Raw genomic sequence first — 24,694 nt, 5'->3', positions numbered from 1 at the left:
ACGGTTAATGAATGATCGTTCTGGAATATCCCAGTTGAAATAAATAGGCGGCTAAGCGGCTATCTTTTATTACACTGTAATGGTCACCCTGTAAGCGATGATGATCGAAGCTGCCGGTTGTGAACTGTTGCCAGCAATCCATCAGGGATGTTTCTCTGCTGTCGGCTTCGAAAGCGATGATATCTGCTTTGACCGGGCCGGCAGGCTGATAAGCGTGCATCATGCTGACAGAAGACTGGTACATTTTCTTCAGGTGATCTTCCTGTGGCAGTTCACCTGCGTTGAGTCCCCAGCTGCGGAGTTCATTTGTAAAACGTTGTTCCAGCACCTCGCCAGCCGGCAGTATTTTTATACCGGAGGTAAGAACCGGGGCTTCTTTATCCAGCAGGAGCAGCGTTACTGTCTTTCCTGCGGCTTCCAGCTGCCGGGTTGTTTCATAGGCGATCAGTCCGCCCATTGAGTAACCCATCAGCAGGTATTCTTCCGACGGTACTTTATCTTGTAGCTGTTGTACAAAGGTGGCGGCCATGTCTTCTATTGAAGTGGCGAAGGCGCCACCTCCGAAGCCTTTGTACTGCATACCATAGCAGGCGTATTGTTTATCCAGTTGTGCTGCCAGTTGTCTATAGATGGTGGCAGAACCAATGACCGGCGGAATAAAGATCAACGGCGGCGTCTCTGTTTCCTGACAGCTATTCAGCGGGAATACCAGGGTTTCGGCTGCGTCTTCCGGTCTTTCCAGGAAGGCTGCCAGCGAGGCTATATCCGGATATTCATAGAGTTCGCGGATACTGGCCCGGCGGTCAAATGTTTTAGCCACTTTGACCATCAGACGGATGGCTTTCAGTGAATGTCCACCCAAAGCAAAGAAGCTGTCATGTATGCCAATCGGACTACGTTGCAGCACTTCTTCCCAGATAGCGGTTAAAGCGATTTCTACAGGCGTACGCGGCGCTTCATAAACGGTCGTTGCTGTTATATCCGGATCAGGAAGTTTTTTGCGGTCTACCTTTCCGTTTGCCGTAAGTGGCAGTTGCGCCATGGTGATATTGTAAGCAGGATGCATGTAGCGCGGCAGCTTGTTGTTCAACCATTCCTGGAGTGCTTCTTCCATTACTGTGTCGCGCCATACGATATAACTTACGAGCAACTTATCGCCGGTAGGTGCTTTATATACCTGTACAACGGCTTCGCGTATTTCCGGACAGGCCAGAAGTGCATTTTCAATCTCGCCGGTTTCTATACGGTAGCCGCGGATCTTCACCTGGTTATCGCTACGGCCCAGGTATTCGATGGTACCATTTTCTGCCCAGCGGGCCAGATCTCCTGTGCGGTACAGGCGTTCACCGGCGACATATGGATTGTCGATAAACCGTTCTTTTGTCAATTCTTCCCGGTTCAGATAACCCAATCCGACACCTACCCCACCGATACATAATTCACCGGGGATGCCGATACCTGCTGTATGATAATTTTTGTCGAGTATGTAGATCCTTGTGTTTTTCAAAGGGCGACCAATACTCAGGCTGTTGTCATCATCTGCCTCCACTATTTCGTAAGTGGAATCGACGGTGGCTTCGGTTACGCCGTATACATTGATCAGTTGTGCTTTACCCTGAAAGACCTGGTGGAAAAGGGCACGTTCTTCCGCAGGCAGCGCCTCTCCTCCCACGAGGACGTATTGTACATTCAAATCAGTTGTTCCTGTTTCTTTCAGTACTTCGAGTAGTACTCTGAGATAACCAGGTGTGATATCAATCACGGCCACCTGCTGTTCTTTTAACTGGCGGATATAACTTTCCGCATTGCGGCGGTCTGTTTCACTGATGATGACCAGTTTTGCGCCAGATAAAAGCGGTGCGAATAATTGTTGCACAGAGGCGTCGAAGTTGACGGAGGCGGTCAGCATGGCGGTGAGTTCACCACCATGTGCTGCATATATTGATTCCTGCAACCATGTACAGAGATTCACCACTGCGTGATGAGGGATCATTGCGCCTTTAGGACGGCCGGTAGAACCCGACGTGTAAATAATGTAAGCCAGAGATTGACTGTCTGCCGGAAGTTTTATTGTATCATGATAGTAAGACAACAACTCCCATTCGGCATTGACATGCATGACTTCTACACCGTCATTCAGTGCATCAGGCACTTCCGTGTCAGTAATCAATACCGCAGGCTGACTATCTTCCAGCATGTATTGGATGCGGTCTGCCGGATATTCCGGATCGATGGGCACATAGGCCGCGCCGGCTTTCAGTATCCCTAGTAAACATACCATCAGTCGTGCAGAGCGTGTCATCATCAAGCCTACCAGATCTCCATTTTTTACATGATATGCCTGACGTAAGTAGCAGGCTACCTGATCAGACGCCCTGTTCAACTCCGCGTAACTCAATGTCTCTTTCTCATAAATTACTGCCGGGCTATCCACTTTACGCTGTGCCTGTTGTTCAAACAAGGCATGTAATGTCTGCGTAGCGGGATAAGGCGTTTCGCCTTTATAGCTGAATAGATCCAGTGTATTACGTTCTTCCGCAGTTGTGTATGTAATTGCTGATAAACGTATTGCTATGTTATTACTGAGTGCGGCAAACAATTCCTGCAGGTGTGCCAGCATCCTTTTGATTCTTTTCTTCGTGAAGATGTCGGTATTGTATACTACCGACATTTCAATCCCATTTTCATGTTCAGCGAAATGAACGGTCATATCAAATTTGCTGATAATGGTTCTTGCTGTTCCGCTACCGGTCATTTTAAAGGACTGATCAGCAGACTTGTTTTCTTCACCTGCTACCGCGTCCGTTCTCCGCGTGTAGGACGCCATTACGTCAAACAAAGGAGAACGGCTACGGTCAGCAGCCAGGTCGAGGTCTTCGACCAGTTTGTCAAAAGGATAGGCCTGGTGAGTGTAAGCGTCAACCATTACCTGTTGTACCTGTTGTAACAGCTCACCGAAAGTATTGTCAGCGGTGAAGCGCGTACGCAGCACCAGTGTGTTGACATAGAAACCGATTTGTCCGGACAGGTATTCATGGTCACGACCCGCTACGACGGTACCGAGTACAATGTCTTCCTGCCTGGTGTACCTGTGAAACAGTGCCTTGAGGCCAGCTACGAGCAGCATAAAGATGTTAGTGCCGGAGGTATTTTGCAGGCAGGTTTGCAGTCTGCTGCAGGTTTCTTTATTCAACCAGGCGCCTTCAATTGCGCCGTTATATGTTTTTATGGCAGGGCGGGTATAATCGGCCGGCAGTTCCAGTATGGGGATGCTATCTGTCAGTTGTGATTTCCAGTAGCTGCCATGTGTTTCATCGATATCCAGTTGTTTATTGTGCCATGCGGCGTAGTCTCTGTATTGTACCGGCAATGGCGTCAGTTCCTTACCAGCATACAGCTGTTCAAGTTCGCTGCGCAGTACTTCCATTGACCAGCCATCGGCGATGATATGATGGAGGTTGAGTAAGATGTGATACTGATTATTGCTACGCTGTATCACCTGTATTCTGAACAGCGGACCTTTCCCAAGGTTGAATCTGAAATGTCTTTCCGCATCGCGGATATCATCCAGCAGGCGGTCCTGCATTTCTTCATCGTAGTCGGTCAGGTCGGTGTACTGCATATTGCTCGTGAACTGGTCGGCGGGCAATACCTGTTGCCATTCACCTTCTTCATCACTGCTGAATATGGTACGAAGTATTTCATGCCGGTCGATCAATCCTTTGAAAGCTGCTTCCAGTAAGGAGCGATTGATTTCACCGTACAGCACATGATCGGAAACGATATTGTATGCACCCGCGCTTTCTTCTAAGAGATCCAGTATCCAGAGGCGTCGCTGCGCGTGTGACAGTTCGTATCTGTCCTGCACCGCAACTGGTTCTAATACAAGCGAGGTGTGTTGTTGCGTTCCAAACAGGCGTTCTGAAAGGTCGCTGATAGTCGGGCGGCTGAACAATTCATGGAAGGGGATATCAACGCCGAATTCCTGATGTATTTTCCATAGCATCCGCATGCCTTTCAGCGAGTGACCACCCAGATCAAAGAAATTGTCATGGATACCGATGCCGGTGCGTTGCAAAATGGATTCCCATATGTTGATCAGCTGTTGTTGTGCATCGCTGGCGGCACCTTCGTAACAGGTGTTTTTGACTTCCAGCTGCGGAACAGGCAGTTGCCGGCGATCTACTTTCCCATTGCCGGTGAGCGGCATTCTATCCAGCGTTACATACACTGAGGGATGCATATATCTTGGCAACTGCAGATCCAGCGATTTGCGCAGGTCCTGTTCGTCTGCTTTCTCTTTCCATACGATATAAGCGACCAGTTCTTTTTCTACAGGTGAAGGTTCCCATGTGGTGACCAGCACTTCTGCCACAGCAGGATGCTGTTGAATAAGCTGCTCGATTTCACCTGTTTCGATACGGAAACCGCGTATTTTCACCTGGTGGTCATTACGACCCAGGAATTCGATATTGCCGTCAGATGTCCATCTTGCGAGGTCGCCTGTTTTGTACATGCGGTTGCCTGGCTCAAATGGATTGTCTATGAATTTTTCATTTGTCAGCTCTTCTCTGCCGAGATAACCGCGGGCCAGCCCCTCTCCTGCGATACACAGTTCGCCGGCGTATCCGACAGGTTTCAGCTCCAGGTTGCCGTCCAGGATGTAGATACGTGTATTGCTTACAGGCTTTCCGATGGTGATTCTACCAGCGGCTGTCGTACAGACAGCAGAGGTGGCGACTACCGTACTTTCTGTCGGACCGTAGTTATTGATCACGGTTGCACCCGGATATACTTTATTCAGTCTGTCTCCCCCTACCAGCAATTGCAGGTTGTTATCCTGGCGATGAGAGAGGCGGCCGCCTAGTTCTTCATACAGGGCAGTCGGCACGAAGGCATGAGTAATGTTATTCCTGTCTATGAAAGATTGTAATAAGTTAGCGTCTGTGCGGTATTCTGCATTGACCGGATAGATACATCCACCGGAGAGTAGATAAGGCCATATTTCCCATCCTAATGCGTCAAAAGCGACACCTGCATATACAGTTGACCGGGAGTTACCATCGAGTCCGAATGACTGCTGATGCCAGTTGCACAGGTTGATAACAGAACGATGTTCTACCATCACCCCTTTAGGACGACCTGTAGAACCGGAAGTATAGATCACGTAAGCCAGATCGTTTGCTGCTGCGGGGAATAGGCCGCATACAGTACTGTCATTATGCTCGTGGCTTATCAGCTGCTGGTAGGTGACCAGGGTAGTCTGACCCGCTACGTGCGTTGCCAGCGGATTATCAGATACCAGTACTACCGGTTTGCTATCTTCCAGCATGTACCTGATACGTTCTGCCGGATAAGAAGGATCGACAGGGATATAGGCGGCGCCGGCTTTCAGAATACCCAGCAGACTAACGATCAGGCGGTCGGAACGATCCATCATTACGCCTACGAAAGATCCGTTGGTGACATTGAACTGTTGCTGCAATGTCAGGGCTACTTTCTCTGCCAGTGTATTGAGCGCCGCATAGGTCAGTGTTGACTCACCGAATGTTACCGCGGCAGCTTCTCCGTTACGGCTAACCTGTTCTTCAAACAGTTTGTGTATGGTTGTCTGCCGGTTGTAGACAGCTGCTGTATTATTAAAGGATGTCAGTAATTGTTGTTCTTCGCTTTCGCTGAGATAAGGAATTACGGACAATGGCAATTCCGGGTTATGGGTAACGGCCTGTAAGAGGCGGCTAAAATGTCCAAGCATGGCGGTAATACGCGCTGCGGAGAACAGATCTGTGTTATAATTAATTGAGATGGCAAGTTGATCTGTATAGTCAGTGAAATGAACGGTCAGGTCGAACTTGCTCATATTTACTTCACCTGTTTCATATTCCATTACCTGTAACTCGTCCGGCGTCTGTCCGTCAGCACCACCACCTGCGGTAGCATAAGCAACCATTACATCAAACAATGCTGAGCGGCTGCGATCCGGCGTAATCCGGAGGTCTTCGAGTAATTTATCAAAGGGATAGAACTGATGTTCGTAAGCGTCCAGTAAGGTCTGCTGTACTTTTTCCAGCAGGTTATTAAAGGTATCATTTCCGTCAAAAGCGGTACGTAATACCAGGGTATTGACGAAGAAGCCTATTTGTCCGGCAAGGCTTGCATCATCACGACCGGCTACCGGCGTACCGAGTACGATATCTTCCTGTCCGGTGTAGCGGTAGCAGAGTGCTTTGAGGGCAGCGATCAGCAGCATGAACATGCTGATACCGGTGCGTTGGTGCAGACATGCCTGTAATGCTTTATAATCGTCTCCGTCCAGCCAGGTCTGTAAGGTAGCACCGTTGAAGGTTTTAAGCGGTGGACGTGTATAATCTTCCGGCAGTTCGAGTACCGGCAGGTGGCGCAGATGTTCCCGCCAGTATCCGGCGTGTTTTTCTGCGAAGATACCGGCCAGCTGTTTGCGTTGCCAGGTTGCGTAATCTTTGTATTGAATGGGCAGGGCTGGTAAGTCAGCCGGCGTTTGTTGTACTGCTGCTGCGTACAAGGTTACCAGGTCTTGCAGCAAGACCTCCTGTGACCAGCCATCTGTAATAATATGGTGCATATTCAGCAGTAATACGTGCTGAATGACAGATAGGCGTATTACCTGGACCCTGATAAGCGGGCCAAGATCCAGTGCGAAGCGGTATTCTTTTTCTTCTCCTGTGATCAGCGCCAGCTGTTGCTGTTGTGCAATGATGCCTTTTGCGGAGAGATCTGTGTACCCCATTTCGAAGCCGCTTTCTTCCGGAGACAGCACATACTGCCAGGGGCCTTCTTCATCGCTTCTGAATACGGTGCGCAGTATTTCATGGCGCTGTAAAAGTTGCAGAAAAGCGGTATCGAGGGCTTTTATATCCAGGCTACCTTTCAGTTCGTAGCCGGTAAAGATATTGTAGGCGGTAACGCTTTCTTCCAGTTTATCGAGTATCCATAAACGCTGCTGTGCGTGGGATAAGGGATATTTATCAGCGATGGGTACGGGTACCGGTGCATCGTTGCTGACAGGAGCGGTTATGTTTTCGGGTTGCAGCCAGGTACTTAGTTTGCTGATAGTGGCTTGCAGGAACAGCTCTCTGAAAGGAATATCTACACCAAACTCCTGGCGTATGCGCCATAACATGCGCATACCTTTGAGAGAGTGGCCACCCAGTTCAAAGAAATTATCGTGAATGCCTATTCCTTTACGTTGCAGGCTTTCTTCCCATATGGTGACCAGGCGCACTTCTGTTTCGTTACGCGGCGCTTCATACCGGCTGCTCGTCACCTCCAGTACAGGCGCTGGCAGCTGTTTACGTACGACCTTCCCATTACCATTTAATGGCAAGGCATCCAGTGTCACGTAATAGGCGGGATGCATGTAGCGGGGAAGGAATTGCTGCAGGTGTGTACGCAGGCCCGCTTCATCAGGAGTTGCTGTCCATACGGTATAACACACCAGTTCTTTTTCAGCAGCAGGCGATTGCCAGGCGGCCACAACGGCTTCCTTTACACCTTCATACTGTGCAACAGTACGTTCTACTTCCCCGATTTCGATACGGTAGCCACGAATTTTTACCTGATGGTCGTTACGACCCAGGAATTCGATATTGCCGTCCCAGGCCCGGCGAACAAGGTCTCCTGTCAAATACATCAGCGCCCCGCGATTGTACGGATCAGCTACAAAACGCTCCTGCGTAAGCTGTTCCCTGCCAAGATAACCCCGCGCCAGGCCTGTACCAGCAATGCATAATTCACCCGGATAGCCTTCCGGCATCAGATTGCCGCGCCTGTCCACAATGTAGGCGCGATAACCGGGCAGACATTTTCCCAGCAGCGGCGCTTGTGCACCTGGCTGCTGAAGGTCGTAAATCAGAGCATTTACGCAGATTTCAGTAGGCCCATAGGTATTGTATATGGCGGCCTGCGGAAAACGGCGTTTCATTTCTTCCATGCATTCTTTATCCAGTTCGTCACCACCGGATGAAAGACAGCACAGGGAGGGCGCATCCCCTGTGTTTGCAATTTCTGCCAATATCGCTTTCCATAACATGGGCATGGCGTGCATCACATTGATATGTTGCTGCCTGATATATTTCACCAGCGAAGTAACATCCGCGGTATCCTTTGACAGGTGTAGTGTAGCGCCGGCCGTCAGGGGTATGAATATCTGTTTAACGGCTGCATCAAATGACAGGGAGGCTGTCAGCAGGTATTGCCAGTCAGTCCGCAGCTGCATTTCACTACGCAGTCCTGCCAGGAGATTCAACACGGCATGGTGTTCTATCATCACGCCTTTTGGCGCACCGGTAGAACCGGATGTATAGATCACATAGGCCAGGTCATGAGCGCTTGCCGTACCATTTGTTGCATTGCATGTTTCATTTGCAGCTATCAGTGTAGCACATAACTCTTCCGTCAGCACAATACGGGCATTACTATCCGCCAGCATGTAGCTGATGCGTTCTTCGGGATAATCTGTATCGATGGGCAGATAGGCGGCACCTGCTTTAAGAATACCCAGCAATGCGGCTATTGCTGCGGGTGTACGATCCATCCTGATAGCTACGATGTCGCCGGGTTTTACGCTCAGTTGGCGGATCAGTCCTGCTGCAATACAGTCAGCTTGCTGGTTCAGCGCACGATAGCTCAGGCTCCGGCCTTCTGCTACCAGGGCAATATGCTCCGGTGTACGCGTTACCTGTAATTCAAAGAGCTGTTGCAATGTCTCTGCTTCAGTAGTTGCCGGGGCGATATGTCCGTTGCTTAATAACAGGTGGCGTTGTTCTTCCTGCAGAAAAGCAATCCCGGACAATGTTTGTCTGGCGTTATTGCTGACAGCTTTGATGACTCCTTGCATGTGCAGCAGCATCTGATCGATGCGCTGTGAAGAGAAAAGTACAGTACTGTAGTTAATACCGAGCCATATCGCGTCACTATGTTCTTCAAAATTAAAGGTGAGGTCGAATTTGCTGCTTTCGCGTTCACCGGCTACGAACTCATTTACCTGTAGTTCAGCTTCGTTATTTCCCTCTTCAGACGTTGTATGATCTACTCCCAGGGGAATATCTATTTTACGGTAGCTGATCAGCACATCGAATAAGGCGGAGCGGCTGGGTTCTGTTACCAGTCCCAGGTCTTCTACCAGTTTATCAAAGGGGTATACTTCATGTTCATAGGCATTCAGCAGTACCTCTTTTACCTTGTCCAGCAATTTGTTAAACCCTTCATCACCATTAAAGCGGGTACGCAGGGCCAATGTGTTGACATAACAGCCGATCTGGCCAGACAGCTCTTCTGTGCTTCTACCCGCGACAGGAGTACCGAGTATGATATCTTCCTGACCAGTGTAGCGGAAAAGGAGGGCATTTACACATGCTGTCAATGCCATAAACATACTGGCGCCCTGCTGTGTACGCAACATATCTCTGAATGCTTTAGTTGTTGCGGCATCCAGCCATATGGTTTTTGTGTAACCAGCATAAGATTTACGGGCGGGTCTTGGATAATCAGTCGCCATATCAAGCAAAGGAATTTCGCCTGACATCTGCTCATTCCAGTAGCGCTCGTGTGCCTTCATCCGCGGACTTTCAAACAGGCGGTTCTGCCAGTAAGAAAAATCCCGGTACTGGATGGCCAGTTCTTCCGGCGCCTGTTCATCAGTAGCGGCAATGCCGTACAGTGTTACCAGGTCGTTCATCATGATTTCCAGCGACCAGGCATCTGAAATGATATGGTGCATACCCATCATCAGCATATGCCTTTTTTCGCCCAGCGTTACCAGCTGTACACGTAAAAGCGGACCTTGTGCCAGGTCAAACGCATGTTTCCAGAGTTGCTCTGCCAGTATTTCAATGTCTTGTTGCTGAGCAACAGCTTCTTTCCCTTCCAGGGAAACTTCTATGATGTTAAAACCAGCCACGTCAGTGCCCAGCACTTTCTGCCATAATCCGCCTGCGTCGTTCACAAATACTGTACGCAGTATCTCGTGACGAGCTACCAGCATTTGAAATGCCTTCTTCAGAGAAGATTTGTCAAGCACTCCATTCAGCTCATAGCCTACACAGATATTGTAAGCACAACGGCTTTCATCCAGCTGTTGCAATATCCACAGGCGACGTTGCGCGTGTGATACTTCGTACAACGGTGCAGCCGGAATACGGCGGATCTTAGCGGCATCTTTACCGGCTTTCAGAGAACGGATCAGGGCTTCTTTATGTTCCCTGATCTGTTCAATGAGTTTCGGTCCGACACTACCCTGCGGTGCGATAATTTTCAGTTGATCGTCACCAGTCAGCGTAAGTTCTACCTTCAGATCGTTCAGCGCGGTCATTAACGCGGCAATACTCATATAATTATTTCTTCTTGGTTATTAATTTCCTGCTTCTCAACGGTGAGCGGAGCAGGGCGGGTTTCTTCAATTGCCGCGGCCTGTTGTGCTACCGTTGGTTTCCTGAAAATGTCTTTTAATGTGAAGCGGGTACTGAAAGCCGCATTTATTCTTGCCAGCACACGCATACCTTTCAATGAGTGCCCTCCTATTTCGAAGAAGTTGTCTGAGATGCCGATACCTTTACGTTGCAGGACATCTTCCCAGATGGCGATCAGTTCTTTTTCTACAGGCGAAGCGATCACTTCTACAGGTGCGGTGATAACAACTACCGGTTTAGGTATTGGTAATGCTTTCTTATCAATTTTCCCGTTGCTGTTCAGCGGCATTTTGTCCAGTGTGATAAAGTGTGCCGGCTGCATATAAACCGGTAACTTCTCTCTCATATAGCGTTGCAACAGTTCTTCATTATCTTCTCCATTCCATACGATATATGCTACCAGTTCTTTGTCTCCGCCTTCCAGCGTTACTGCCAGTATCACCCCTTCCCTTACGCTTTCGTGGTTGACCATTACCTGCTGTATTTCTCCCAGCTCGATACGATATCCGCGAATTTTCACCTGGTCATCATTCCTGCCGAGATAATCAATGTAACCATCGTAGGTCCAGCGGGCGATATCACCCGTGCGGTACATGCGTTCACCGGGTTCAAACGGATTGGGAACAAATCTCTCTGCCGTTAACTGTTCCTGGTTCAGGTATCCTCTGGCCAATCCAGCGCCGGAAATACACAGTTCTCCGGACAAGCCCTGTGGCACCAGGTCGTTATTCGCATCTACGATATAGACCTTCGTGTTGCTGATCGGCTTACCTATCAGGATCCTGTCATCATCATCATTGAATTTATAGCAGGTGCTGTAGGTCGTATCTTCTGAAGGACCGTACAGATTGCGTATTACAATACCTGAGCCTTTGAAGTGAACTTTTGTGGCGTATGGGATAGGTTCTCCAGCCATATTGATCAGTTTCACATTACTGAAGTTGGTACCCAGTTTTATGAGACTGTCTATTACAGAAGGTACTGTATTCAACAGTACGTTAGGTATCCGTTCGATGTACTGCTGCATATCGACTACGCTCTTCAGTACCAGTACCTGTTTACCTACACTCAATGTGTAGAACATCTCAAATATGGACAGGTCGAAACAGTAGGAAGTCATTGCAAAGACGGTATCGAATACCTCTTCTTTAAACTCCTGCTGACACCAGTCAATAAAGCTGACTGCGTTGCGATGCATCAGTGATACTCCTTTTGGGCGACCGGTAGAACCTGATGTATAGATCAGATAAGCCAGGTCGGATGTATCGGTCTGTACGTCCGGATTGGCATCACTGTACTGATCGCTCCAGAGTATCACAGGATCCAGGTCATTGTCCCTCAGGATCACATCCGGTTTACTATCAGCAATGATGTAGCTGATACGTTCCTCCGGATATTCAGGATCAATCGGTACATAAGCGGCACCTGTTTTCAGGATAGCGAGCAGGCAGATGATCATTTTTTCCGAACGTTCTACCAATACCCCTGCTATCTTACCCGGTCCGATTCCATATTTATCTGTCAGGTAATGCGCGAGTCGGTTGGCGCTACTATTCAGTTCATCGTAAGTAATGCTTGTATCTTCATGCAATACTGCTATCTGGTCCGGTGTACGTGCGACAGCGGCTTCAATCAATGCATGGATTGTTTTATCATGTGGATAGTCAGCGGCAGTGTTATTCATCTGTTCCAGCAGCAGGGTGCGTTCACCTGCTGTCAGGTATTGCATAGAAGATACCGGCTTATCCATTCCACGACTTACAGAGCGCATCATTTCCTGCAGATGTTCCAGCATCTGCTGCATACGTTGTTCTGAGAAAATGTCTGTTCTGTAATTGATACTGAGGTAAATACCACCACGTTCCTCCCGGAAACTGATGGTCATATCGAATTTACTGATGTTGCTGTCTTCTCTCTGGAGGTCATTCATATGAACGTCCTCTCCTTTCTTCCCCTCAGCTTTCACCACCACTGCTTCATCGTATTCTTCCTTCTTGTAGATGATCAGAATATCAAACAGCGGAGAGCGACTTCTGTCTCCGGTAATGTTAAGATCTTCCAGTAACAGGTCAAACGGATATACCTGGTGTTCAAATGCGCCCAGCAAGCCATCCTGTACTTTTTCAAGCAGGTTATTGAAGCTTTCGTTTCCATTGAAACGAGTACGCAATGCCAGGGTATTTACGTATAGCCCGATCTGATCGAGCAGGTCATCATGTTCACGACCGGCTACCAGTACACCCAATACAATATCATCCTGGCCGGTATAACGATATAACAATGCATTCGTGCAGGCCAGTAATACCATGAACATACTCTTGTCAGGCTGCCGTTGTACCGTGCTTTGTAACAGGCGGGTATCCTGTCTGCTTAAAGTACCTCTTACACTTGCACCTTTATAACTTCTGACAGCAGGTCGTGTATTGTCTACCGGCATATTCAGCACTGGCAATTCACCAGAGAACTGTTCCATCCAGTAGTTCCTGTAAGTGGCTATTTCCGGACCGTTTAACAATTTATTCTGCTCTGCAGCATAGTCTTTGTATTGCATCCGCAGTGGCTCCTGTACGACAGGGTTACCGGTGATCAGTCCTTCATAAACGTTTGTCAGTTCTTCCATCATTACTTCTATGGACCAGCCATCAGAAATAATGTGGTGCATATTGATCAGCAGTACGGAGAACTGTTCTCCCATCTGCAGCAGATGTGCACGTAATAAAGGGCCTCTGCTCAGATCAAAGCAAAAGTGTACTTCTGCTGCGGAAAGTTCTGCGAGACGTTGTTGTTGCTGTGCCAGATCCAGGCCGATCAGTTCTTCTTTTGATATTTTGAATCCAAAGCTTTCAGGTGTCTGGATTTGTTGCCATACGCCTTCTTCATCATTGACAAAGATGGTACGCAGTATTTCATGGCGGGTGATCAGTTGCTGGAAAGCTTTTTCCAGTGCCTTTTCGTCAACGGTATCCCTTAGTTCGAAGGACATACACATATTGTATGCGGAGCGGCTTTCTTCCATCTGTCCCAGTATCCACATACGCAGCTGTCCGTGGGACAATTCGTATCGTGGCTGCTGTTCCAGTTGTGGCAATGCCTTAGAAGCTGCTGCTGCAGGCACTACACGTGCGCCTCCGATCAGTGTGGCCAGATCTGTAATGCGGGAGTATTTGAATATATCAGAGAATGAAATTTCTACGCCCAGCTCTTTACGAATACGCCACAAGACGCGGATACCTTTCAGGGAATGACCGCCGAGGTCGAAGAAGTTATCAGTAATACCTATTCCTTCCCGTTGCAGTACTTCTTCCCATATTTTGACAAGTGTTGTTTCCACTTCATCACGTGGGGCCTCATACACATTGGCGTTCACTACTTCCGGCAGCGGCAATTGTTTACGGTCAACTTTACCGTTTGCAGTCAGCGGTAAACGATCCAGTGTCATGTAGTATGACGGATGCATGTAGACAGGTAGTTTACGTCGCATCCATTCTTTCAGGCCCTGTTCGTCAGCGCCTTCCTGCCATACGATATAACTTATCAGTTGTTTGCCGGTACCTTTTAATTCTTCCGCCAGCACGACGGCTTCACGCACATTTTTATAACTCTGCAGCACACTTTCTACTTCACCCAGTTCGATTCTATAACCACGTATTTTCACCTGGTTATCGCCACGACCGAGGAATTCGAGGTTACCGTCTGCTGTCCAGCGGGCGAGGTCTCCGGTACGATAGAGGCGTTCACCAGCAGCATATGGACTTGCTGTATAGCGTTGTTTGGTCAGGTCTGGTCTACCCCAGTAGCCGCGACCAACACCTGCGCCGCCGATACAGAGTTCACCGGTAATACCGATGCCACAAAGCTGGAGGTGTTTGTCCAGTACATACATGCGGGTATTTTCCAGCGGGCGGCCTACAGGTACGTAACCAATAGGGCGCAGGTCTGTTCCCAATCCTTCATAGAAGCCGGAGTCGATGGTTGTTTCAGTTGTTCCGTAGCTATTGATAATGCGCAGACCAGTGTGACCGAAACGATCGTGTACTTTGCGATAGTCTTCTACGGAAAGGACATCAGAACCCATGATCAGTATTTTCAGGAAACTGATGTCTTTTCCTTCTTCGTATACATAGTCGAGTAAAGGCAGGAGTAATCCCGGTGTCGATTCCAGCAGGTTAATCTGCCGGCTGCTGATTAGTTCATAAAAGGCAGGCAGATCAAAATAAACGGCGGAAGGACAGATGGTCATCACGCCGCCTCTGAATATGCTACGCAGCATATCGCCAAAGAATACGTCAAAGGAGAAGCTGGCAATCTGCAGTACGCGCACATCAAAAGTATCCAGATTATACCCTTTTTCAAGGCTACTCCACAAGCCCAGCAATTCTTTATGGCCGATCATTACGCCTTTGGGATTGCCGGTAGAACCGGAAGTATAAACGATATAAGCGAGTGCATCTGTACCTGGTTTGTAAGGACGATTATCGCTATTATATTGTTTTGCCTGTGTAGCGAAAACGGAGAGGTCCAGTACTTTGATAGCAGCGGAAAGCTGTTCGGGAATACCTGCTCCGGTGATGAGTACATTGATACCACTATCACCGATCATGTAGGCGACTCTGTCCGGTGCGTATTCCGGATCAACCGGTATATAAGCAGCGCCTGTTTTAAGGACGGCCAATACGGCGGCCACCATCCAGGTATCACGTTCTGCCATGATACCGATTCTGTCACCTGGCAGAATACCGAATTCTTCCACGAGATAATCAGCGAGCTGGTTGGCCAGTGTATTCAACTGTATATAGCTGAGTACCTGGTTGCCATGTTGCAAGGCTGGTTTGTTGCCTTGCTTTTGCACGATTGATTCAAAGAGACTTACCAGATCAGGCTGCGGTACCGTTAATTTACCGTCGCCGGAGAAACCAAGTAATGCTGTGGTATCGGCGGCAGAGAGATAAGCGAGTTTATCTACCTGCTTTGCAGTATCGTGCAGGATGCTTTGTAGCAGTTGTACAAAGTGGTCCAGCATCCGCTGTACACTTGCTGCCGCATATATGTCTGTATTAAAATTAATATTCAGTTCCAGGGTATTTCCAGCTAACTGAATAAAAGAGAATGAGAGATCGAACATACTGTTGTTACGCACTACATCATAGGTACGTGCGGGCAGCATATCTTCTTCTTCCGCTTTTACAATACCGTTGTCAATATCAGGCCAGTTTACAATTACGTCGAAGAGCGGACGGCGGCTGATCTCCCAGCTTACGTTCAGGTCTTCCACCAGCTGATCTACCGGATACACCTGATATCTGTAGGCGTCCATCATTTGCTGTTTCACATTCTGCAGGAACGTGCCGAAGGTATCTGTTCCTTTAAATGTAGTGCGGATTGGCAGTGTATGTACAAACAGGCCCACCAGCTTTTCAATATCCGGGTGGTCACGTCCTGAGACCGGCAGACCGACAATAATATCTTCCTGGCCGGAGTATTTGTACAGCAGCATCTTGATGGTTGCAAACAGGAAGGTAAAGAGTGTGCATTCCTGTTGATTTGCGAGGGCGACTACCCGCTGTACGGTGTCGTTGTCCAGCAAAACGGCGCAGTTAGCGCCATTCTGAGAACGAACAGAAGGACGTGGATAGTCCGCAGGTAGTTCCAGTACCGGCAGATCACCACTGAACTTTTTCAGCCAGTAGTTCCTTGCGGAAGCCGCTTCCCCCAGTCTGATCTGTGCATTCTGCCAGGCTGCGTAATCTTTATATTGGACAGGCAAGGCAGGCAGATCAAGCGGTTTATTCTGTGTGTAAGCAGCATAGAGATTCAATACTTCGCTGGTAAGGATTTCCTTTGACCAGCCGTCTGATACGATATGGTGCAGGGTGAGTATGAATAAACTGCGGTTGTCTTCCAATTCTACGAGACGGGCTCTCAGCATCGGACCATTTTCGAAGTCGAAGGTTGTATTACGTTCCTGGATAGCGATTTCCATGGCACGTTTTTCACGATCGGGGTCTTGTTTGAGATCGGTGACTACCAATCCTACCGGAAGACTACCAGGCGCATGTACCTTTTGTCTTAATTCCCCGTTCTTGTCAATGAGCGTTGTTCTCAATATCTCGTGCCGCGCTACAAGGTCTAAGAGCGCTTTTTCAAACGCTGTCTTGTCGAATCCTTCTTCCAGTACATAGGTACTGGACATGTTATAGGCGAGGCTTTCACTTTCGTTCTGATTCAATATCCACAAGCGTTTCTGTGCATGTGATACTTCGTAATCATCTGCTTCCGGCAAGCGTTCAATACTGGTAAAGGCGCCGTAGCTGGATTTTTTGATCAGGGCAGCCAGTTGTTTTACAACAGGGCTTTCAAACAGGGACGCAATGTCCAGTTTAATACCCCATTCTTTGTAAATCCAGGATAAGAGTTTTATTCCGCTGATACTGTTACCACCCAATGCGAAGAAGTTGTCTTCTACGGTAAAGAATTTACGGGAAGTGAATAGTCTGCGGAAGAGTGCAATTACTTTTTCTTCTACCGGGTCAGCATTCAGTGTACCGGCGCCTGCTACAGGCGCCAGCGATTGTACGCTGCCGGCGTCGAAACCACCTGCTGCATTTAGTGCGGCAGGTGAAATCGTACCATACTTTACGGGCTGGTATTGTTCAGGAACGCCTGCATCGTGTAAATACTGCATTAAGGCAGGCAGCGATGCCGCATCAAAGCGATCTGTGATCAGGTATACCCAGTCATGGGAATCACTGATCCTTACATCTCCTATTCCTGTGTAGAGTTGTATAAGTTCAGACAGCGATGTTTTGCTGCCGGTATTTTGTGGTGTAAAGCTATCTATTCCGATTTCTCCTTCTCCGAGCAGTCTTGCGGCAATACCGGAAGACCAATACGCATCGGCTACCTGCACCAGGAGTTTACCATATACGCCGTGTGGCAGTACATTGCCTGTGGCATCCTGTATAAAGTACCTGATACCATGCATAGGTTGTTTTACCGGCCATACACCGGCTACAACAGCAGCTTCTTCACTGGTAGCGGAGAGCGGTGTCCAGGATAACAATTGCGGAGCGCCTGCCGGTGCATAAAAATAGCCGGCCTGACTACCTTCTACGGCTTTGTCTTCCCATCTGCGGATGTGCTGATCTGTCAGCGGCGTTGCAGCAATGATAAACAGGCTGCTTTCTTCTTGTAAAGAAATGGTATCGTTCAGTAATATGTGCTGTGTCCAGCTTTGTTTGCTGAGGAAGGTGTTACCAGTTACGACGGCGGCATTGAATTGCTGGTACACTGACACCTGCTGACCAGACAACCATCCGGCAAGTATGATATCTGTCCAGCTATTACTGTCTATCTCTGCTGTGATCACTGTATAGCCTTCATTAGCTGAAGCGGCGATTGTCTTTCTGCTGATCTCCGTGAGATAAGCGATCAGGTTACGATGGCTGATCTGCAGTCCGCCGGCAATTCTGGCCGGAGCGGCGTCGCTGACATCTACGCTCAGGTAATTGTTCATACCGGGTTTCTGTCTGCTCAGCCATTTCAGGAATATATCATCCCCGATTACGGCGGCGTCTTCCTGTTCTGTAGTCTGTAGAGTATAGGTACTTCCTGCCTTCAATACAGCCAGTACGACCAATAATGTTTCGAACACACCTGTTGTCTGTACGGCGATCAACTGGCCTTTACCCTGACCTTTTCTTTGCAGGTAACCAGCAAAACAACCGGCGATATGGTTAATATACTGGTAAGTGTAGGTATTACCATTGTATGTTAACGCTACTTCATCGCGCAGCTGTGCTGCTTTCTCTTCCAATACAGCCTGCAGCGAATTTTTCGCCTGTGGCGTCATTGTATTTACGGGAATTACCGGCGCCTGAAAGGCTGTTACGGGTAGTTGAGCCACTGCCTTGTCAGGTTGCTGCAAAGCGGCATACAACATCGCGCTAAAGCTATCGATCCATGCACGCACTATCTTTTCAGGGTAATAGTTTTTATTGAACTGGAAGTGCAGGCGTAGTAAACCACCTGTTTCTATTACGTTCAGGAAAAAGTCATATTTATTCTCCCCTGCTTTCTCGCTTACGGCGTCATCCTGTATGTCTTCTACTTCTACGTTACGCAGCGCAGGATCCATATTGAACAAGACCTTTATATCCGGGAAACTATCCTCTGCATTTTCATCCTGCAGCAGGTCCAGGCAGGAAAAACGCTGGTATTTATAACAGCCTAACCATGCCTGTTTTACTTCCTGTAAGAAGTTCCGGAAAGACTGTGCAGGGTTCACTTCATGTATGTAAGGCAGGATCTGATTGCACTGTCCTACCATACCAGGTAATTCCATCAGTAGTTGACCAGAAGCAGGGATACCGACTACCATGCGGGCCTGGCCACTCAAACGATACAGAAGGCATTCGAAGCTACCCAGCATCATCATGAACAGGCTTAATCCGTTTTCCTGTGCAAATTTCTTTACCTCTTCGGTATGTTGTCTGGTCAGCACCCATACCCAACCGGCGCCGGCGCTATCCTGCGTAAGAACGGAACCGGATACAGCGGGCAAGGCAGGCGTGCTTACTGTATCTTTTAATTGCGTCTGCCAGTAAGCAGCGGCTTCCCGTGCGGCGGGAGATGTATGTTGCGCTTGCATCCATTCTACGTATTGTCTGAAGGATGGCGCTGCAGGTAAGCTAATTGCTGTATTGGAGACTGCAGCTATGTATAGCTGTGACAGTTCATTTGCCAGTGTGCTCAGGGACCAGCCGTCTGCGATGATCGCGTGGATGGTAAACAGCACCCTTGTACTTCCATCCGGTTGCGCCTGTGCGGCTACCCGGAACAGGGGCCCTCCGGCAAGGTCAAATGGCAGTGCTGCTTTCGTCAGCTCAGTGGCGATTTCAGGAGTGAGTCCTGGTTGCAGGTAGAGATATTCTGCATCCATGCGGATGGTCTGAAGTATCTCATGGCGGGCTGTCAGTTGACGGACAGCTTCTTTTAATGCCGGGATGCTCACAGCTTCTTCCAGGTCAAAAGAACGGCGGGCAATGAATGCTTCGTTAGCCTGTGCATTTGCCGTTACTTTGAACCAGAGTCTTTTTTGTTCGTTAGTGAGTGGAATGCGCGGCGTTACTATCGCCGGCTGGCCGTTTGAAACCAGGAATCCTTTTTCCTGCATTTCAGATACGGTGTCTTTTACTGCTTTTACAAAGGTTGCGATATCTGCGTCTGTGTGTGCAGGAGAAATGAACAGTGTCATTCCCTCCCATACATAGATGCCTTTATAGGCCAGATAATAGAAGAACAATGATAATTCTATACCTGCACGTATCTGGAAAAGGGAGCCGAAGTTAACGATACTGATGGGTAGTCCCTGTGTAATAAAGAATGTATTGAGTTCTGCTGCCAGTGTCGTCATACGGGCATTCAGGGTTTCCTGTAAAGCGGGGCCCTGTTCTTTCAGGTAGGTCAGCATTGCTTTGGAAGCGGCCATTGTGAGCGGATGGTGACAGAAGGTACCTGCGACAAAGGTTTTACGGTGATCAAATACCGGGTGACTATCATCTCCATACTGCCAATGCTCACCACCGTCCACACCATGCATGAAGGCTGATTTACCGGCCACGATACCTAATGGCAATCCACCACCGGATATTTTTCCATAAGTCACCAGATCTGCTTTTATGCCGAATCTGTGCTGGCATCCGCCTGGATGAATACGGAAACCGGAGATGATTTCGTCGAAGATTAACGCGACGCCTTTGTCTGCCGTCAATGCTCTCAGTTCCTGCAGAAATTCAACCGGCTGGAATTCCGGACGGCGGCTCTGTACAGGTTCTACCAATACGGCTGCCAGCTCGTGTGCGTGCTCGCGAATCACCTGTAAGGCAGTATCCGTTCCATAGTCAAGCAGTAAAACATCCTCCAGCATATTCTGTGGAATACCGGCTCCTTTTGGTACGGCATTGTAATTACCGGAGAACATATCACGTTGTGCGAGTACGCCATCGAATGTACCATGGTAAGAACCGGCAAACATTACCACCTTGTTTTTACCGGTAGCCGCTCTTGCGAGACGCAGGGCGACCATTACGGCCTCCGTACCTGAGTTATAAAAAGCGACCCTGTCTGCACCCGTCAGTTCGTGTATTAACTCAGCGACTTCACCAGGCAGATCGGACATGGGTCCGAGGAAAAAATTGCCGGCATACTCACGAATGGCCTTTTCAATGACAGGATGGTTATACCCTAAAAGGTATACGCCAAAGCCCATCGACATATCTATGTATTCATTACCATCCAGGTCCCGGAGGCGGGCGCCCTGTGCAGATTTCATGATGATGGGATAGGACAGCTCTTTCAGGGTTTTATTGTAGTGCGCAGTATTCCTGTTGTTGGCAAAACTTGCGCGGTATTGCTGTACGTGTTGTTTGGAAGCGCCGGTTTTGCGATTAAACGCTGCGATAAAATCGTCCAGGTTCCTGCGTTGGCGGGCGTCAAAGTCATGGAATGCGGTGCTTGTCCACTGGAAGTTAGTTTGTTGCTGTGGCTTTTCCTTTACCGGTGCGGCTACTACAGCAGGTCTGGCAACAGTCACCGGGGCAAGCGTCTGTACCGGTTGTGGAACAGGTGCCGATTCAGCAGGATGCAGGAGTTTCAGCTGATCAGCCATTATCTGCAATTGCTGTTCTACGATTGTTTCCAGCGCTGATTTACCTGCAGGCGTTGTTGAGATCGTCTGCACTGCGATCACTTCCTTTACTATCGGCGCGACTGGCGCTACCGGCGTTGCGGTGACAATAGCGACAGGTTCGTCCGGTAGCTGACGGCTGATATAAGCAGCGAGTGCATCGAGTGTAGATGCCTCATTGAATAATGTATCTATGGTAACTTCTATACTGTATTTTGAGCGAACCAGCTGTTTTACCTGAATAATAGAAATGGAATCCAGTCCCATTTCCAGGAATGTAGCTGTCGTGTTGATCTCTTCCGGGGCCAGTTCGAATACGCCTGCTATCACCTCCCTGAGCTGAGATATAATACGATCTTTTGCTGTGGTAGCTGACTGCACTGCGGGCTGTTGCTGAGTAGTATCCATGAATGTGCTGTTTGTTACTTTTTCTGGGTATGTGATCCAACATCTTTTGGGTTCAAAGGGATAGCCAGGAAGACCCATGCTACGGTGTTTACTGCCAGTATAAAATTGCTGCCAGTCAACCTCCGCACCACTGATATATAAACTGCCCAGCTCTGTTACCAGGCTGGCAGTAGCTTGTTCTTTCCATTCTTCCAACAACAGAGCGGCTGCTTCACTTGCCTGTGCTTTTTCCATCCTGATGGCTTGTGCTGCCGGCAGACCGTTTATGCAGATATCTTCCAGTTTACGTTCGAGCGTTTCCCTGCTATTTATTTCGAGCACAAAACGGTGTTTCAGGTGATCGCGGCCGGCATTCAATGTATAGCAGACATCTTCTACACGATAGTCTGCCAGTGTACTGAGGTGTGCGCGTGTTTGCTGCGCTACCAGCAGGAGGTCCTGTTCGCTTTTTGCAGAAAAACAGGCCAGTAAGGGGCTTGTCTTTTTTATGGAAGGCGCATCTGTTACGGGGGCTTCTTCCAGTACGACGTGGCAATTTGTACCACTGATGCCGAAGGAACTTACGCCACAACGTCTGGGCGCCTGTTGTTCTGTTTCCCAGTCCTGCAGCGTATCGTTCACATAGACGGGAGATGTTTCAAAGCTTATTCTGCGGTTAGGTCTGTCGAAATGAATACTTGGGGGGATCTGTTTATTTTTCAGGGCTAGTGCCGCCTTGATGATGCCTGCCATTCCTGCGGCGGCATCCAGGTGACCAACATTGGTCTTTACAGCGCCGATCGCGCAAAATTGTTTCCTGGTGGTATATTTTCTAAAGGCTTGTGTGATTGCTTCGATTTCAATAGGATCTCCCAGATTGGTAGCTGTTCCATGTGCTTCCATGTAGGAGATTGTTAAAGGATCCACACCTGCATTCTGCCATGCTTTCTCAATCACATCTACCTGGGCGTGTACGCTGGGAGCAGTAATACCGATAGAACGACCATCCTGGTTACTGGCACTGCCTTTTATCAGGGCGATCACCTGGTCGCCATCTCTGAGTGCTGCACGGTAAGGTTTCAGCATGATTGCTGCCACCCCTTCTCCACCGACCGTTCCATCAGAGAGATCGTCGAATGTTCTTGCTCTTCCGCTTTTAGATTCGATGCCGATACCGGCGCCATCGGGTGCTTTTACCGGCAGCCAGCTAAGGTTAACACCACCGGCTATTGCCATATCGATCTCTCCGTTACGCAGTGCCTGACAGGCAGTATGTATGGCCACGAGAGAAGATGAACAAGCGGTATCTACCAGTACAGCGGGACCTTTCAGATCGAGCAGGTAGGAAATGCGGCTGGCTAATATGGATGCTACGTTGCCCGGATGTGCCATACCGACAAATTCCGGCTCCATTTCCTTTACCAGGTTATAGTAGCCTTCATTTCTTTCGGTGAACCCTACATAAACGCCGGTACGCGTTCCTTTGAGTTTTGCGGATGATAGTGCGGCATCCTGTATGGTATGCCATACTACTTCCAGGAACAGGCGATGTGCGGGGTTCATCAGGCAGGCTTCTTTGTGAGAGATGGAGAAAAACTTGTTATCAAATTTGTCTACATCTGCCAGGAAACCTTTTTCCTTGAACTGTTCAGGGCTGAACGGCGGCATTCCAATGGAAGAAAGATAATTGTTCACTTCCGTCATACGGCTGGCAGGAAATGGTCCTACCCCATCCGTACCGGTGACCAGGTTATTCCAGAACACCTGCAGATCAGTGGCCATCGGGAATTTTCCGCTCATGCCGATGATGGCTATATCAGTCGTGGATATCCGTTCAATACGGCTATGTCTGGCGACGCCGGTCCTTTTGCCGGCGTCTGTATCCATGTTAAATATGTCCTTGTTCATCATAGCTGTATTTCTTTAAGCTCCGGCCATACTAAAGCTGCACCGGTTTCAAAATATAAGCGGCGGAAACATGCTTTTAATTCCTTTGCAGGCAGACGTTTTGCCTGCAATAACTGTAACAGTTGCAGACAACTGTTCTTCACTTCTTCCTGCTCCGGCAGTCTGCGTTCCTGCTCCAGTTTTTCCTGCAACTGTTTCATTTTCCTGAACGGGAGAATGACGTCTGTTTCATATACCTGATCATCATCATTGCGGTTCTTTGTAGTGATCGCAATGGCCAGGGCCCTACTGACAGGTGTAGGCAATGCCGCGATGTTCTCCTTTATATCTTCCAACAGTGCTTTGACATCTGCTATTTCTTCGATGGCATAAGCTTTTGCTTTCATACCATGGTTTTTCACCTGGTTGCGCAACAACTTTCTGGGGCCGGCATCTACAAAGTATTCTACACTGTTTTTATATAGATAATCCAGGGAGGGCAGCCATTGTACAGGGTGCGTCATCTGTTGATACAACCCGCTGACTATTTCTGTTTCTGTCTGGTAAGGCGTACCGGTTACATTCGATAATACCGCACATTGCAATGGTGAAATCGTACAGGCGTTCAGCAGTTCCAGCAACTGATCAGCGGCTGACTGCATCAACGGTGTATGAAAAGGAGCGCTTACTTTTAGTTGTACTGCTTCTCCTCCCTGCGCTACACATTGCTGCATCACGGTACTGACTTGTTCTTTATAACCGGCGATGACTACCTGTTTCTGCAGATTATATGCGGCGATCCATACGGTATCGCGCGGCGCCTCTTTGCAAGCCGCTTTAATGATGGTTGCGCTTAGTCCACTGATAGCTGCCATTGTGCCCTTACCTAGCGGCACGGCCTCCTGCATCAGCTTTCCGCGCTGCCTTACCAGCCGTACTGCATCTCCCAGGTCTAATGCACCTGCGCAGCAAAGCGCGGTATACTCACCCAGGCTATGTCCGGCCATGTATTGCGGACCAGGCCATCCTTCCTGATGGGTATAGTGTCTGAAAGCAGCTACACTGGTAGTAAGGATCGCGGGCTGGGCCAGTTCTGTCTGTTCCAGTGTGGCGGCACTTTCTTCAAAGCAAAGCTTCTTCATATCCATGTGCAGGGCATCCGATGCCTGTTCGTAGACCTCCCTTGCGATGGCGGATGTCTGAAAAAGCGGTCTGCCCATGCCAGTATATTGTGCTCCCTGGCCGGGAAATAAAAATGCAGTCTTCAACATGATACTTGAATTAGATTAAC

General features: G+C 48.8%; 3 protein-coding genes. All 3 read right to left on the bottom strand.

Annotated elements, in window-relative coordinates:
• Positions 1-4: 4 nt before the first annotated feature.
• Genes CPIN_RS16955 through fabD form a run of 3 tightly spaced genes read right to left on the bottom strand, consistent with a single transcriptional unit; the run spans position 5 to position 24,674 of the window.
• A complete protein-coding gene (locus CPIN_RS16955) occupies positions 5-10,366 on the bottom strand; it encodes a non-ribosomal peptide synthetase (RefSeq protein ID WP_012791062.1) in 10,362 nt (3,453 codons plus the stop codon).
• Complete coding sequence (locus tag CPIN_RS16950) at positions 10,363-23,427, bottom strand: non-ribosomal peptide synthetase (RefSeq protein ID WP_012791061.1); 13,065 nt, start codon at positions 23,425-23,427, stop codon at positions 10,363-10,365. The genes CPIN_RS16955 and CPIN_RS16950 overlap by 4 nt, the downstream gene beginning before the upstream one ends.
• A complete protein-coding gene (gene fabD, locus CPIN_RS16945) occupies positions 23,424-24,674 on the bottom strand; it encodes an ACP S-malonyltransferase (protein WP_012791060.1) in 1,251 nt (416 codons plus the stop codon). The genes CPIN_RS16950 and fabD overlap by 4 nt, the downstream gene beginning before the upstream one ends.
• Positions 24,675-24,694 lie beyond the last annotated feature (20 nt).

The sequence above is a fragment of the Chitinophaga pinensis DSM 2588 genome (assembly GCF_000024005.1).
Classification (GTDB): Bacteria; Bacteroidota; Bacteroidia; order Chitinophagales; family Chitinophagaceae; genus Chitinophaga; species Chitinophaga pinensis.
This window is presented reverse-complemented; position numbering and strand designations above follow the sequence as displayed.

What these genes read in the sequence shown, in the direction of transcription:
- CPIN_RS16955 (WP_012791062.1), bottom strand. Translation starts at nt 10,366, where the DNA reads ATGAGTATTGCCGCGTTAATGACCGCGCTGAACGATCTGAAGGTAGAA.
- CPIN_RS16950 (WP_012791061.1), bottom strand. Translation starts at nt 23,427, where the DNA reads ATGATGAACAAGGACATATTTAACATGGATACAGACGCCGGCAAAAGG.
- fabD (WP_012791060.1), bottom strand. Translation starts at nt 24,674, where the DNA reads ATGTTGAAGACTGCATTTTTATTTCCCGGCCAGGGAGCACAATATACT.